General features: G+C 66.0%; 16 protein-coding genes. 10 read left to right on the forward strand and 6 right to left on the reverse strand.

The genetic code is table 11. The annotated features are described in order from the left end of the window. Positions 1 to 198 precede the first annotated feature (198 nt). Positions 199 to 777, forward strand: a complete 579-nt coding sequence (locus tag AB0B72_RS25000; protein WP_367741355.1) for an NADAR family protein — start codon at positions 199 to 201, stop codon at positions 775 to 777. Positions 778 to 1555: 778 nt separating this feature from the next. On the opposite strand, the gene AB0B72_RS25005 is transcribed toward AB0B72_RS25000, so the two are convergent. Beyond that, a complete protein-coding gene (locus AB0B72_RS25005) occupies positions 1556 to 2053 on the reverse strand; it encodes a hypothetical protein (RefSeq protein WP_367741356.1) in 498 nt (165 codons plus the stop codon). 310 nt (positions 2054 to 2363) lie between these two features. Here AB0B72_RS25005 and AB0B72_RS25010 point away from each other — a divergent pair, with 310 nt between their 5' ends. The 5 genes from AB0B72_RS25010 (at position 2364) to AB0B72_RS25030 (ending at position 6875) form a co-directional block, all read left to right on the forward strand. Next, positions 2364 to 3227 (forward strand): DUF4253 domain-containing protein, encoded by an 864-nt coding sequence (locus AB0B72_RS25010; protein ID WP_367741357.1) that lies wholly within the window; start codon positions 2364 to 2366, stop codon positions 3225 to 3227. Positions 3228 to 3825: 598 nt separating this feature from the next. Beyond that, positions 3826 to 4344, forward strand: coding sequence for a DUF2199 domain-containing protein (locus AB0B72_RS25015; protein WP_367741358.1), 519 nt, complete (start codon positions 3826 to 3828; stop codon positions 4342 to 4344). Positions 4345 to 4497: 153 nt separating this feature from the next. Next, positions 4498 to 4692, forward strand: a complete 195-nt coding sequence (locus AB0B72_RS25020; RefSeq protein ID WP_367741393.1) for a hypothetical protein — start codon at positions 4498 to 4500, stop codon at positions 4690 to 4692. Positions 4693 to 5078: 386 nt separating this feature from the next. Further along, positions 5079 to 5996, forward strand: coding sequence for an NADP-dependent oxidoreductase (locus AB0B72_RS25025; protein WP_367741359.1), 918 nt, complete (start codon positions 5079 to 5081; stop codon positions 5994 to 5996). 255 nt (positions 5997 to 6251) lie between these two features. Then, entirely contained in the window at positions 6252 to 6875 is a 624-nt protein-coding gene (locus tag AB0B72_RS25030; protein WP_367741360.1) for a sigma-70 family RNA polymerase sigma factor, read from the forward strand. A 261-nt stretch (positions 6876 to 7136) separates the two neighbouring features. Here AB0B72_RS25030 and AB0B72_RS25035 read toward each other — a convergent pair whose 3' ends face one another. The 5 genes from AB0B72_RS25035 to AB0B72_RS25055 form a co-directional block, all read right to left on the reverse strand. Beyond that, positions 7137 to 7610 carry a GNAT family N-acetyltransferase gene (locus AB0B72_RS25035; RefSeq protein ID WP_367741361.1) on the reverse strand — a complete coding sequence of 158 codons (474 nt, stop codon included), beginning with the start codon at positions 7608 to 7610 and terminating at the stop codon, positions 7137 to 7139. Continuing rightward, positions 7610 to 7933 (reverse strand): Na+/H+ antiporter NhaA, encoded by a 324-nt coding sequence (locus AB0B72_RS25040; protein WP_367741391.1) that lies wholly within the window; start codon positions 7931 to 7933, stop codon positions 7610 to 7612. The genes AB0B72_RS25035 and AB0B72_RS25040 overlap by 1 nt, the downstream gene beginning before the upstream one ends. A gap of 42 nt (positions 7934 to 7975) precedes the next feature. After that, positions 7976 to 8245 (reverse strand): hypothetical protein, encoded by a 270-nt coding sequence (locus AB0B72_RS25045; protein WP_367741362.1) that lies wholly within the window; start codon positions 8243 to 8245, stop codon positions 7976 to 7978. Beyond that, entirely contained in the window at positions 8205 to 9764 is a 1560-nt protein-coding gene (locus AB0B72_RS25050) for an MFS transporter (protein ID WP_367741392.1), read from the reverse strand. Before AB0B72_RS25050 ends, AB0B72_RS25045 begins: the two co-directional genes overlap by 41 nt. A 212-nt stretch (positions 9765 to 9976) precedes the next feature. Then, complete coding sequence (locus AB0B72_RS25055; RefSeq protein WP_367741363.1) at positions 9977 to 10327, reverse strand: hypothetical protein; 351 nt, start codon at positions 10325 to 10327, stop codon at positions 9977 to 9979. A 482-nt stretch (positions 10328 to 10809) separates the two neighbouring features. Here AB0B72_RS25055 and AB0B72_RS25060 point away from each other — a divergent pair, with 482 nt between their 5' ends. From AB0B72_RS25060 to AB0B72_RS25075, 4 genes are all read left to right on the forward strand, one after another. After that, complete coding sequence (locus tag AB0B72_RS25060; protein WP_367741364.1) at positions 10810 to 11274, forward strand: GNAT family N-acetyltransferase; 465 nt, start codon at positions 10810 to 10812, stop codon at positions 11272 to 11274. Between the two features lie 316 nt (positions 11275 to 11590). Next, a complete protein-coding gene (locus tag AB0B72_RS25065; protein ID WP_367741365.1) occupies positions 11591 to 12064 on the forward strand; it encodes a hypothetical protein in 474 nt (157 codons plus the stop codon). Further along, the gene (locus AB0B72_RS25070; RefSeq protein WP_367741366.1) at positions 12061 to 12687 is read left to right on the forward strand and encodes a TetR/AcrR family transcriptional regulator; all 627 of its coding nucleotides are present in this window, start codon (positions 12061 to 12063) and stop codon (positions 12685 to 12687) included. The genes AB0B72_RS25065 and AB0B72_RS25070 overlap by 4 nt, the downstream gene beginning before the upstream one ends. A 784-nt stretch (positions 12688 to 13471) precedes the next feature. Next, entirely contained in the window at positions 13472 to 13903 is a 432-nt protein-coding gene (locus AB0B72_RS25075; RefSeq protein WP_367741367.1) for an MmcQ/YjbR family DNA-binding protein, read from the forward strand. The last annotated feature ends 276 nt before the right edge of the window (positions 13904 to 14179 follow it).

Raw genomic sequence — 14179 nt, forward strand, 5'->3', positions numbered from 1 at the left:
GGGTCCAGTCCCTGGACCGGCGAGCCCCCACCCCCCGGGAGCAATAGCGACCGATTCCTCGCATCATCCCGCAACGTCTTGCAGCCGGCGCGGCGCCGCAGTCCGACCATATGAGCCGATCGCGCTGCGCGCCGAAGCCAGGGCAGATCGGCCTCTGCCATAACTCGCTGGCACGGCCGTGCTCGCGTATGACACGGTGTGGACGTGTCCGAGCACATTTTGCTGCCCCGCAGTGTGGACGAGGCCATCGCCGCGGAACAGGCCGGCCAGGCCCTTCGCTACCTGTACTTCTGGGGCCACCAACCCGCCCGCGACGGCGGCGCCGGCCCCGGCTGCCTGTCGCAGTGGTGGCCGGCCGCCTTCACCGAGGACGGCCACACCTTCGCCACCGCCGAGCACTACATGATGGCGCACAAGGCATGGCTGTTCGGCGACACCGAGGCCGCCGGGCAGATCCTCGCCGCAGGCCATCCCGGCGAGGCCAAGACACTCGGCCGCACCGTACGCGGCTTCGACGAGCAGGTGTGGAACGCCCACCGCTTCGACGTCGTGGTGCGCGGCACCATCGCCAAGTTCGAGCAACACCCGGAGCTGAGGCGGTTCCTGCTCGCGACCCGGAACCGGGTCCTGGTCGAGGCCAGCCCCCGCGACCGGATCTGGGGCATCGGGCTGACCGCCACCGACGACCGCGCCGCCTCCCCGGCGACCTGGCAGGGCCTGAACCTGCTCGGATTCGCACTGATGGCAGCCCGCGACGCCCTGCAGACCACGCCATGAGCTTCGCCACCTACGCGCGGCGCGTACGCGACGCACCGCGGCTGCCCCTCGACCACCGGCGGCTCTCGGCGCCGGCTCCCGTGCGGAAGGTCTGGCGACGACGTTCAATCTCATGGAGTCCACCCAACAGTGCTGGCGCTCGGCCAACACACCTCACCTGGTGGCTCTCCTGCGTGCCGGAGCCCGCTTGTAACGCGGCGTCCTCGTCGAATGTGACGAGGTTGGCGCGGCATGACCGGTAATACCGAACGCCCGTTGCTCTTCCTCGACGTCGACGGGCCGCTTCTCCCATTCGGTGAGGACGCCCTTGAACCACCCACGATCCACAGACTGTGACAATTACTCTTTCCCGGCGGCGACCCAGGAAGGGCTTCACGAAACCTATTTGCTTTCACCGGCAACAGCGTCTTGACGGGTTCGTCCACGTCTACAGCCCAGGCGACGAAACGCCGGTCGAGGTCCACTGGCCGGGCCTGTACGGAGCCTGGCCCGACGACGCCCCCACGCCCCTCACCGAGTTCGCCGTCGACAACTGCAGGAGGAGATCGCCGCGCCGTTCTCGACGAACAGGACGAGGTGATCGCCGCCCGGCTGGGACGGCAGGCCGCCACGGTGGGGACGCTACGAAATGGTGCCGGCGCGACACCTGACACGCCCGGAGGCCCGGTGGTTGGGCAGGCGGCGCGTTGACGGCCTACCTGGCGATGGTCGGCCAGTACCGGATCTAACTCGCGCCTGCCCGACCACCGGTGACTCACGTGCGGCCCGGCGAGGTGGATCACTTGTGCCAGGTGATCTGGAAGCCGCTGTTCGCCTGGCTGGGGTTGGTGGGCTCAGACACCGACAGGTTATTCACCGACAGCTTGTTGGCCGTGAGTGTGACCAGGGGCCCGACCGCCTTGGAGAGCGTCTTGCCCGTCTGCCTGTCGACCAGGAGGACGGACTTCGTCTGCGCGATCACCGGCCCGTCGGCGACGTTCCTGAAGACCTGCACGTTGAAGTTGCTCTGGATCACGCTGTTCGGGCGGTGGATCAGCGAGTAGTTCCTGCGGAAAGGCGAGGACGCCGGAATCGGGTCCTTGGCCAGCACGAAGTCCTGCGCGCACGAGAAAGTGTTCTTGAACTGGGTGCACAGGACCAGCGTGACCTGGAGGTCCTCGCTCGCCGCCTGGGCGGGGCCGGCCCCACCGGTCAGGAGCGCTCCCGCGGCGATGGCCGCGGTGCCGGCGATGGTCGCTAGACGCTTCGAGAGCATCGGCCGAGATGTGATGGACATGGTTGTACTCCGTTCATTACGGGTTGGATGTCCTAGACGGTAGGCATCGACGGAATTCGGCTCGGCGTACAAATACGCGCTGACCGCGTGACGTCCATCACACGGCATCCCCTTATCCCTCGAAGCAGCCGAAGGCCGGCGGCCGATGCTTCCGAGGGACCTGATACGTTCTCGCCGCCGGCTTGCCAGCCGTGAAGACCGCCACCGGGCGGTGGTCCCCCAACGGGACCGCGACTCGCCACAGCCCAAGGCGCTTATGACTCAGGACTCTTTTGATGTGATTCGTGCGGCGATGTCCTAAGGTGCCCGCGTGAGCAACAGCGTGCCCCTGCAGGATGGTCTCGGCGACCTCTTCGGCGAAGAGATGGGCAAGGGTCGAACCCTGTCCGTGGCCCTGCCTCCCGGGAGGATCATCCTTTCCGACGAAGGCAAAGGTGAGCCGGCGTTGTGGATAACCGAAGAACCGGCGTCGAGCGACCTGTGGACGCAGTTGCACACCGAGCATCAACGCTCGGGGTTGTGGCCGCTCATGCTGAGCTCGTTGTCTGATGACTACAACGCTGGAGCACTCAGGCCGTGGGAGTCAGGTGAGCTGTATCTGAGCTTGATCTCCTCGCCGGACCTCCACGATCCCGCCGCGCTGCTGGCCGCATGGTGGAGCCAGTACACGGAATCCGATGCCGAGAGCGACCCTCTACCAGAGACGGAACGACTGGCGGTGACTGCGCCTTTCGGCCGACAGTGGCCAGGATTGGCCCCCGCAGGAGTGATCCAGGCGGACCCTGACGTCTTGGCTGGCGAGTACGCCGCCCATCTGGTCTCCCGGGACCCGTCTATGCGGCTCGGATTGGTGGCTGCCGGACGCGGAGCCGACTCACTGTCAGCCTGCGGGTGGAGCGGCCCGATGAACTACACCAACGACACCGGCGAGATCGCCGCCGTCGTACGTGGCTGGGAAGACCGCTATGGCGTACGAGTCGTGGGAGCCGGCTTCTCGGAACTGTTCCTGAGTGTCGCCGCACCACCGACCACCCTGGACGAGGCACTCCATGTCGCTGCCGAACACTTCGCGCTGTCTCCGGACAACATCTGGCAGGGGCAGGCGCCCTACACCCTGGCCGCTTACGCCGAACATCTCATGCAACTCAACACATGGGAATTCTGGTGGGATTGAGCGTTCTGGGAGGATCGCACTGCACCCAGTCGCGCCGAGCGCTACCTCGCCCATCTGGACCGGCTCAGCCGAAGTTTTCCTTCGCATGGCCAGTGCGCCTGACCGTGCACACGGAAGTATCCGACCGCACGCGACAGTTCTCGTAGACCGCCGTGGCCGCCACGCAGACGTCGCCCTTCGCCGTGACTCCCCAGCCGTTCCGGCAGATCTCATACTCAGCGTTTCCTTCAACGCAGATATTGCGAGGGATCTCCTTGTCGCCCAGACGGCGAGTACGGCATGCCGAATAGACGGGAGCGGCGTCACCGCAGAGGTCGCCGCTTCCCCGCAAAATGCACGCTCTACAAACTGCAAGCGCCTCGCAGGACAGCTCCGGCCGATCGGTGAGCCGGCAGTCGACGTAGCCATCCGCCACGTGCTCAGCGGCCTTGGCGCACGTGTTCCCGATAACGTCTCTGGCAGTACGGGAAACGGCATGTCCTGAGCGAAATGTTCGCGTTCCGGCGAACCGAGGCCTCGCTCACCGGAACCCGCATGCACGTCGCCGACAGCGTAGAGGAGACTCCCCCGATCCCGCGCCTTCGCTACGCTGACGCCCGTGTCGATTGATTCTGGTTTCTCCTGCTCCTGCTGCGGCCGGGACCATGATGAGCTCCCGCTGAGCTACCACATGCCCGCGCCCGCCTACTGGACCCCTGAGATGGCCGACGCGTCCGACAGCGTGCTCTCCTCCGACCAGTGTGTGATCGAAGGAGAGCACTTCTTCGTCCACAGCCTCATCGAGATCCCCATCATCGACACTGCCGAGACGTTCACCTGGGGTGTATGGGTCTCACTGAGCCGGGACAGCTTCGCGCGGATGAGCCAGCTGTGGGAAACCCCGGGCCGTGAGTCCGAACCTCCATATTTCGGCTGGCTCTCCTCCGATCTGCCGACCTACGAACCGACGACGCTCAACCTCAAGACCAACCTCCACACTCGGCCGGTCGGACTACGCCCGGCCGTCGAGTTGGAGCCCACCGGCCATCCCCTCGCCGTCGAGCAGCGGACCGGCATCACCCGCGCCCGCGTCCAGGAACTGGCCGAGCTGCTCCTCCACCCCGGCCATCAGAAGTAGCGTCACCCCACCGCTGCCCGAATGGGCCAACGAGGGCACAGCGCCGCAGCCGATGCTGACGCCCCGCACAAGGCCAGGCACCAGGCCAGGGTCCGTCAATCCCGTCACAACCGGGCTGGTGCCGGCGGTGCTGAGCGTGTCAGCGTCGTGGTCATGACCTTGACGCGTGGATCAGCGCAGTACGCGCCCGATGACCTGCCTGCCCTGCACAGCTTCACTCTCGGCCTGGACAAGGACGCAGAGGCCGTCGTCGCCGGGCTGACCCTGCCCCACAGCAACGGCCCGACGGAAGGCACGGATACCAGCGCCGGCTTCGCCCTGCTACGACAGCGCGTTCTGCTCTCCTAGGCGAACTGACCACACACCGCATCCGTGCCAGACCCGGAAGGGTGTGTGGAGCCCGATGGTCTCGCTGGGCGCGTGCATCACCTCGACACGAGGGGCAAGTCAAGCTGGCGGCACGCCTCCACGAACAGCCGCTGCACTGACTAGATTGGACGATTGCGTCCACTATGCTAGTGTCCAGCCGGTTCCATCACAACAACTGTCTGTAACCACACCAAGATGATCAGCGCGTCCGTCCGTGAGCGACACGCGCCCATCGATGCACGCGGCCGGCCGGCACCGTCCAGATCGACCGGCTGCGCTCTATGGCCCTGGCACGAGATGTCGGACGGGCTTCTGTCCCTGCAACATCTCCATCAAAAAGACATATGACCGAGGAGACGATTCCCATGAAAGCGATCGTGGTGACGGACCAGGCTGCGGGAACGGCCGGGATGACGCTGGTGGAGCGGCCCGAGCCGCCCGCAGCGATAAACGACGTCGTCGTTGAGGTTCATGCGTCGGGATTCGTCCCGACTGAGATGGAATGGCCCTCGACCTGGACCGATCGCCGCGACCGTGACCGAACACCGTCGATTCCTGGGCACGAGCTGGCCGGAGTGGTCACCGCCCTCGGCTATGGCACGACGGGGCTGTCGGTGGGACAGCGGGTGTTCGGCCTCACGGACTGGCATCGCGACGGCACCCTGGCGGAGTATGTGGCCGTCGAGGCACGCAACCTCGCGCCGCTCCCGGGCGACGTCGACTTCACGGTGGGCGCGAGCCTGCCGATCTCGGGACTGACCGCGTGGCAGGGATTGTTCGACCACGGCCGACTTCAGGCAGGGCAGAGCGTGCTCGTCCACGGCGCGGCCGGCGCAGTCGGGACGATGGCGACGCAGCTCGCGCGTGAGTTCGGTGCGTACGTCATCGGCACCGGACGCGCCGCCGACCGTCAGAAGGTGCTCGACTTCGGCGCGCAGGAGTTCGTCGACCTCGAGAACGACGCGCTGGAAGACGTCGGCGAAGTCGATCTGGGTTTTGATGTCATCGGCGGCGACATCCAGAGGCGGTCCGCACGCCTGATTCGAGCCGGAGGAACACTGGTGTCCGTCGTCGGGCCACCCGAGGCGCGGCCCGACGACGGCCTGGCGATCGACTTCGTCGTCGAGTCCGATCGCGCCCAACTGAGTGAGATCGTCCAGCGGGTGCGTGACGGACGACTGCGGACGAACATCGGCCAAGTCGCGCCCCTCGACGATGCCGTCGCCGCCCTCAACCCGACCGAGCGACGCAGGGGGAAGACGATCATCCGCGTTCGTCCGTGAGGACTCGAGGACGGCGAGCGGTCCCGCCTTCCTCGTGGATCATGGCCAGATCAAGCGGCCAGGTTGGGCGGCTCGTACGGGAACACGTGATCGGACTGGTCCACGTCCTGGCGTGCACGCCGCGTAACCACAACCGGCTGTCGTCGACGGCGATATATGGACCAAATCGTCCAATATTCGACTGCTCAGGTGTCGCGTGAGGAGTGACCTGACAAGCGCGCGCGGCGTTGTGATGCTCTGGCGAAAGAGGAGGCAGTGGACGACCCAGAAACTGATCGGGAGAACCGCCGATGGGTGCGTGATCTCGCTGCTGCCGGCCCCGTCAGAGAGGCGGCGTGCAGGGAGCTCTATCCGTTGCTGCTTCGCATCGCGATTTCTGAGGCCCGTCGGCGTGCGCCGACCCTAAAGCTGGACGGCCCGGAGCTCGAAGACATTTCCCGCCAGGCCGCCGCTGACGCGTTGATGGCCATCACCGAGCGTTTGGACACATTTCGAGGCGAGGCACGGTTCACCACATGGGCGAGCAAATTCGTGATCTTCAACGTGGCCACCAAGATGAACCGCCACTTCTGGCGTCGCCAGGAGGTCCCCTACGATCAAGAGGATTGGTCCAAGATCGCCTCGAGGTTCGACGTGGCCCCCGACGACGAGGCGCAAGTCCGGGAGTTCGCGGCGGCGGTCTCGACCGCGGTCGAAGAGAATCTGTCGGAGCGACAGCGCATCGTGTTCGTCGCGACGGTCCTCAACGGCATGCCGATGGATGTTCTGGCTGACGAACTGGGCTCGACCCACAACGCGCTGTACAAGGTGCTCTTCGACGCCCGGAAGAAGCTCCGCGCGGCGCTGGTGGCGAGTGGCCACCTTGCCCGAGGCACCTGAGGTCCGCTCGGCGGGACATTCCCCATTTCGAGACCAACGTCTGTATTAAGACGGCGACTGACCTCTCGGCGTCCCGGAACGAGTGGTAGATCGACCGGCGGACTGCCCAGAGCAACGAGAGCACCACGACCGCCGCGAAAATGAGAGCGCCGCTGCGGTGATCTCCCAGAACGCTGCCGAGGAACCAGGCCGGCGCGCGACCAAGTCGCGAGGCCTCGATAGTGCTCGTTCGAGGGCTCTGCAGAGCACGACCTGGCGGTCTCAGCCACCGGACTTCGCGCGCGCTGACTCGGCAGCAGCACGATCGGAGTAGCCAGGATGCCGGGCGTCGATCAGATCGGCATAGGTGGTCGTTCGCGAGAGGTAGTCGGCCACAAAGGGGCAGATTACGGTGATCGTGCCCTCGCGGGCGCGGATCTCGTCGAGCACTCGCCGCACCATCGCGCCTGCCACGCCCTGATGCTGATGACTCGACTCCACCTCGGTGTGCAGTAGGGCGTACCGGTTGGGCTTCAGGTGGGTGTAGTAGAGCCACCCGACTAGGTCGCCGTCGCGATGGAGCTCAAAGCGGCCTTGGTCGGCGTTGTCGATCAGCTCCTCGGTTACCGGCACCTGTTCTTCGCCGTTCATCGATTCATTCCTCCAAATGTGTAGTTGCACTGCGCTCGAACCGCCCCGCTGACAGCCCTCGGTCGTTGCGGGGATGCCGTACCCCGCCGTTGATCGTTGGGGCACTACGGCATCCGTTCCTCGGCGACCGGTGTGTCGGTCGCGGTCGTCAGCGCTCGTAGCAGCGATCGCGCGTCGTACGGGCCGACATGCCGGCGGCCGTTGATGAAGAGCGTGGGGACGCTCGATCCGAAGACGCCGAGGAGCTTGCCGGCGACGAGGCCCACGACGATACCCCACGTCAGGGTGGGGCCGGCAGCGCCGGCGAGGACCTCGGAGCTCAGTACGACGCCCGCGTTGGCGAGGGCGAACAGCGGAAGGATGACGTACGCGACGTACGGGGCGTAGGCCGACTGGAGTCGCTCGTTGATCGAGATGGATTCGCGGATGCTGTTCGCGCACTTCGAGCCCGACCGTGAAGAGGACCGCCATCAGCGCGTGTTCACCATTGCGTGAAGCGTGAAGTCCAGGTGCAGGTCGCCTCCACCGACCATCAGATGGGTCTCCCGGAACGTCTCGTACGACGCCAGGGACACGTTGGCCCAAACGATCGCTGCAAGCGTCGGGACGAGGAGGAGCGGGGCGCCGATCCGGTTCTGGCCCATTGCGCCGATCCGCACGGCGATCGACGGGCGTCGACGAGGGCCGGCGGCACCCTGCTCAGGGTCGAGTGAGGTCTGCATGACGGTGAGGTTCGTCATGATTACTCCCGTGCTGGCTGTTCTCGCTCGTGTCGGGGTGCGGGTTGCGTGCAGCGATGACAGTGAACACGGTGGCGACGAGGGCAAGTACGCCGTATCCAAGGGCGATCTGCGGCAGTGAGAAGGTGTCGGAAAGTCGGCCGGAGACCAGGGCGGGGATAGCAGCGCTGCTGTAGCAGAGCAGGTAGATCGCGCTGAAGATCGGTGCCCGGTCGGCCAGGGTGCTGCCGTGCAGCAGGCCGCGGGTGGCGGCGCTGATGGCGATGCCTTGACTCGCGCCCGCGACGATGGTTGCGGCCATGAACAGCACCAGTGTGCCGGTGGCGATACCTGTGACGATGCCGACCCATCCGGCCATGAAGATGATCATGCCGAGGCGTTGGGCGGCCGCGGATGTGAACCGGCCGCCGAGAGGAGCACCGAGAACACTGGGACCCATGTAGGCGGCGAACACCAGCCCGAGGACGAGCGGGCTGCGCGTGTGGAGTTGATCTTCAACGAGCGCCGGCACGAAGGCTTGGTAGAAGGCCCCGGTCGCCCAGGTGGCCAGGAACACCGCTGCCGCGACGGGGAGCAGACGCCTTACCCGGGCCGGTACGCGGACCTGGGGACGCAGTGACAACCAAGCGCCCGGTGACGGAGTTGCCGTCTCCGGGCTGACAGCGACGAGCGCGGCAGACAGGAGGAGGAAGCCGACGGCAACCAGGTAGATGAGCTCGCGCGGCCAGGGGCCGAATTGGACCAGGGCTCCGGACGCGATGGCGCCGACGGCGAGGCCGAGCATGACTGTCTGGCTGGACGCGACGGTGGCCAACCAGGCCGGCCTGGCCGGTGCGGCATCGACGATGTAGGAGGTGAGGCTGCTGCCCGCCAGCCCGGCACCGAGGCCCATCAGGAGCCGACCGGCGATCAGGATGCCGATGTCGTGCACGCTCAGCAGTACCAGGCAGCCCAGCAGGAGCAGGATGAGGCTCGCGATCGAGGTGAGGCGTCGGCCCAGATGATTGGACAGTCGTCCCAGCACCAACAATGCGGCGAGGGTGGCGGCGGAGTAGGCGACGACGGTCAGGGAGATGCCGGCGTTAGTGAACCCGTCCTCGGCCCGGTAGATGTTGAACAGCGGGATCGTCGACCCCACCGCGGCAAACGCGGCCACCAGGGATACCACCGCGGATAAGAATGCCAGCCGGATCGTTCTGCCCCGACGAGCCTGGTTAAGCGCTGGTGTCACGTTCTGCATCGGGCGGTGCCTTTCCATTGGTCTGAACCACCCCGGAGTTTCTGGAGGCTTCGGATTGCGCACGTCGACGTAGCTGCGCACCATGGAGGTGTCGGTGAGCCAGGTCCGCACCACACCGGCCACCTCGTGGGCGAGGATCCACGGCATGCGGTCGCGGCCGAGGCGATCGGTCCAGGTTCCAGGCCACGTCAGCTCGCCGGGGATGAATCCCGACGCATGTACCTCAACGAGGACATCGTTCCCCGCCGCCTCCGGCTCGGGCCGCTCGACCAGCGTCATCACGGCCGTGCCGTGGTCTGATCCGTCACCACGATCGCCATCATCCGGCAGCTCCCTGTATCCAATCTCGCCTGCATGACATCTGCGGTTCACCGGTGTTCGGGGCACCTAGATCTCGGCTTCTTACCACGCTGATCGATAGGGCCTGTGGCGCGAGAGCGACGTTGCCTGGAGGGCCGGCGTAGGTGCTGGCAATCGAAGCGAGCACCGCGCTATTTCGCGATGCCGTCCCGCCCGACCTCATCAACAAGGAGCTCCGCCGCAGGGTCAGCCTCAAGCCGCTCGTCCGGGATGGGCCGGCCGCTGAGCAACGAAACTCCGTGGGTACCGGCCCGCAGACGCTCGCCGGCCCGATCGAGTGCAGCCAACCGCGCGCTGAGTTGCTCGGCTACAGCATCGTCAAGAAGCTCTTGGGCGAGCGGGGTCGCCGAATCGAAGACCGAGGTCCTCGCATCGGCGGCCGCCTCCAGGTCAGCCGCCCGCTGACCGGCTGAGTACGCGAGAAGTTCCTTGATGCGTTCATGCTCACCCTCGATCAACTCATGTGCGCGGGTTGGGTCCATCTGCAACTCTCCTGCTGGTGAGGATTGGTGATCAGTGTCGGCGGCGAAACCTCAGCTGGCCGATCTTGCGGGTCGTTCGACACCACGTGGTGGTACCGCCGCCCATGCGCCTCGACCTCACTTCGGACGTGGCGCTCGACCGCTCTGGGCCTCGCTGTCGGCTGGCCCAGATCATGTCTGTCCCTGACTCTCTTTCGATTAGTGCCGAGGAGGCCGCATCTCTTTCGTCTGCTGTCTCCGGCTCGCTGTGACGTCACCCGGCGCGGACTCTAGATGGACGACTTCGTCCAATACGGCGTAGCGTTATCAACCGCTAAGCGCGCCGTCGGGCGTGCCCCGTCCCCGCATCGAGGAGCAGCGTTGGCTCACGAGGTCACTATCGCCGGTTCGACCATCAGCACGCCCCGGTTGCGGCTGCGTCCGTGGCATCACGATGACGCAGCCGCTGCGCTCGACGTCTACGGCAGCTCTGAGGTCTCCCGGTGGCCGGCCCCGCGATGGATCACGTCAACGACCTCGACCAGATGCGTGCGGTGATCACCGGATGGATCGCCGCACCTCTGCGATCCGGAGGGCGCCCGAGTGGTCGGTGGGTGATCGAGGAGACCGAGAGCGGGCGCGTCGCAGGCTCGGGTCAGATTCTTCCGCTGCCGCCGGAGGGCGACGACCTGGAGTTGGGCTACCAGCTCGCCCCGTGGGCGTGGGGCCGGGGTTTGGCAGCCGAGGCGGGTCATGCCCTGGCACACTATGCGTTCGGCAACGGCGAGGAGGAGGTCTTCGCCGTCCTACGGCCCAAGAACGAGCGCGGCACACGCGCCGCCCGCCGCATCGGGATGGAGTGGGTCGGAGAAACGGACAGGTACTACGACCTGCGTCTTCAGGTCTTTCGGCTGCGGAAGGGCGACTTGGACACCTCCGCGCTCGAGCCGGGCCCCGTCGAACGCTGATCCCGGTTCATTCCCGGTCGTTCTCGAGCGGGAGGGCCACACCCTGCCCTGAGCCCGCGCACACACCGCCGTGGCGAGCGTTCCGCTCCCGCATCGAGATGGCGAGGGTGAGCAGGTAGCGGTTCCCGAGGCCCCGAACGGATCGCCCACGGCGACGGCGCACCCGTCCCGACAAATCGTCAAGGCGCACGCGTGAGAGCGAGCCCACGTACTAGCCGAACGGAGTGCGACGGCAGTGAAGTGCCGATGTAAAGTGGACTAAAAAGTCCTATTAATCGCGGGATACGTGAGCGTGTCGACTGGCGGGGAGGGATTGATGAGGACGCACTTCGCGGAAGTCTTGGCCCGCGAGAGCGCATGTCTGGCTGGAGTCACTGACGGGGCGAAGCTGGCCGGCTGGCGCCGCCGGGTGGTCGAGGAGATCATGACCCCCCTGTCGCCGTACGCGTCTGCACTGAGACAAACAGGTGATATTCCTGAGCGAGCCGACTTCCTCGATCGGTGGCGCGAGCTCATCGCCGAGACGGTGGACCGGTTGCTGCAGTCCGGCGCGACGGGCGACACACACTCCTTCTCCGGCCAGACTCGGAGGGCCGATGTCGACGCCCAGAAGACCGCGGTGCTGATTCTTGCGGCGCTGCATGGAGGCAGCACCCTGAGTCAGATCACAGAAGACCCTTGGCCACTCAACGCCGCGCTCGACCTCGCGCTCGCGCCTTTTGCGGCGGCCGAGGACAACAGCCCCGCAAGGACGGGAACAAGTAGTCCGATCGGTAGCATGAACCCGTGACGACCGCCGACTCGCACAATGGCCGACGCCTGACGGCGCGCGGTGCAAAGACGCGGGCAAGGATCGTCGCCGCGGCAACCGACCTGATGTACATAAAGGGAGTCGGGGCTACCACGCTTGATGACGTGCTGGCGGCGAGCGGAGTGAGCAAGTCGCAGCTGTACCACCACTTCGACGGCAAGGACGCGCTCGTGCGGGCCGTCATCGACCACGTGGGAGAACGCGTCATCGAGCGCGAGCGCGCGGCCCTCGGCCATGTCTCGACGATCCGGGGCCTGCGACGCTGGCGGGACGCGTTGGTCCAGAACAATGCCCTCCGACATGGCGCCTACGGCTGTGCGCTCGGCTCGCTGGCCTCCGAGGTCTCCGATCACGACGCTCTCGCACGCCAAGCCCTGTCTCGACTGTTCACAGAATGGCAGGAACTCCTGGCAGGCGTGTTGCGACGGCTTCAAGACGGTGGCGCGCTTCCGCCCGAGGCGTCGATAGACCAGCTCGCGACCGGGCTCATGGCCGCCCTCCAGGGCGGGTACATGCTGGCCCAGACTGCGCACGATGTCACACCGATGGCAACAGCAATCGACATGGCACTTGCGCACATCGAGAGCCTGTCCAAAGGTTGAGCTCATCGCCGAACGGCCCCGGATACGAGCCGAAGTCGCGGGCTGAGAGCAGAGCCCTACTCGGAACCTGAGTAAGCCGGCGGCTCGTCGAAGACGACCATCTGGAGCCCGGCAAGGCCGCGGGCCTCACTGCCGCGCTCACTGTGGGAGGCGCCGCACAAGGTGCTGATTTCAGGGGTGAGAGCTGGCTCCACCTACCGGCGAGTTTTGGCCCCATTTAGCGATCTTGGGGGTCTTGATCACGGGTGAGTTTTGGCCCCACCCGAGGCATAGCTGAGGCCTTGATGGCGGGTTGAGCCCGTGACGATCGCTGGCTGTGGCTGATGGCCGGGGGGTTGCCGGGGCGATCGGCGCCGCAGGGCCTCCTTCGTCGGCTCGATGGTTATCTTGGGTTCTCGAGCGACTTCGCTGGTCAGTGGTCTGCAGCGCTGTAAGGCAAGTGCGGCAAGTGGACCGATCTCGGCCGCTGTCGAGTGGCGTTCCAAGAGGCCGCCACGTGCCTCACCCGGGCTCTAAGGTCATGGCGAGTGGCGTTCGCTCAGGTGTTGATCGAGTGGCGTTCGCTCAGGTGTTGATCAAGTCAGCGAGAGTGCCACCTGACGCTGATGCATCACTGAAGGTCTCCGCCGCCTGCCTCAGGGTCTTGAGCGTTCCGGCTGTTCAGCGGTTGATGATCGGTAAGGCATGTCAGGCAAGTGGGTCAGCCGCCAGGACGATGTCGACGTGGTTCAGGCTCATGGCGGGGCATCATGCACGAGAGCACCGACAATTTTGGGAGACGCCGATGCCGGACAGCCCCGACGTGCCGGACGACGTCCTCGACCGCCTCCGCGCGCTGTGCCTCGCACTCCCCGGCGTCTACGAGGAACAGGCCTGGGTCGGCACCCGCTGGCTGGTCCGCAAGAAGACCTTCGCCCACGTCCTCGGTATCAGCGACGAGTACCCGCCCGCCTACACCCGCGACGCGCCGTTCGTCGGGGATGCCACCGTCCTGACCTTCCGCTCCGACGGTGCCGAGCTCGCCGCGCTCGTCGGCACCGGCCACCCGTTCTACAAACCGAGGTGGCACCCGCAGGTCGTGGGCATGGTGATCGAACCGGACGCGGACTGGGACGAGATCGCCGAGCTGCTCATCGAGAGCTACTGCCTGCGGGCGCCGAAGCTGGCGGGACAGGTTCCCCGGCCAGGTCCATGTCGGCCGCCCGAACGGCGATGACCGCGATGAAGGACATGCACCGCGCCACCACCTACGAGGCCGATTGTTTTCTGGGTTCTCAAGCGAACTTTCTGGTCAGCTGTTTGAGGGGCTGTCAGTCACGTTAGGCAAGTAGGCTGCCCGGATCGGCTTCGGTGGTCATGTTGGGCAGTGGGCTCGTCCCGCTGGTTTCGTTCGCGTGACCTGACCGCGGTTGTTCGCCGGCTGTGACCGCGGGCATGGTTGGGCGAAGTCGTTGTTCGTGGGATTCGACCGCACTCATGGACCGCATCGCCG

The sequence above is a fragment of the Microbispora sp. NPDC049125 genome, from assembly GCF_040802045.1.
Taxonomy (GTDB): Bacteria; Actinomycetota; Actinomycetes; order Streptosporangiales; family Streptosporangiaceae; genus Microbispora.

Coding starts and splice junctions, on each gene's coding strand:
- AB0B72_RS25005 (WP_367741356.1), bottom strand. CDS start 2,053: ATGTCCATCACATCTCGGCCGATGCTCTCGAAGCGTCTAGCGACCATC.
- AB0B72_RS25075 (WP_367741367.1), top strand. CDS start 13,472: ATGCCGGACAGCCCCGACGTGCCGGACGACGTCCTCGACCGCCTCCGC.
- AB0B72_RS25025 (WP_367741359.1), top strand. CDS start 5,079: ATGAAAGCGATCGTGGTGACGGACCAGGCTGCGGGAACGGCCGGGATG.
- AB0B72_RS25045 (WP_367741362.1), bottom strand. CDS start 8,245: ATGACGAACCTCACCGTCATGCAGACCTCACTCGACCCTGAGCAGGGT.
- AB0B72_RS25020 (WP_367741393.1), top strand. CDS start 4,498: ATGACCTTGACGCGTGGATCAGCGCAGTACGCGCCCGATGACCTGCCT.
- AB0B72_RS25055 (WP_367741363.1), bottom strand. CDS start 10,327: ATGGACCCAACCCGCGCACATGAGTTGATCGAGGGTGAGCATGAACGC.
- AB0B72_RS25050 (WP_367741392.1), bottom strand. CDS start 9,764: ATGACGCTGGTCGAGCGGCCCGAGCCGGAGGCGGCGGGGAACGATGTC.
- AB0B72_RS25065 (WP_367741365.1), top strand. CDS start 11,591: ATGAGGACGCACTTCGCGGAAGTCTTGGCCCGCGAGAGCGCATGTCTG.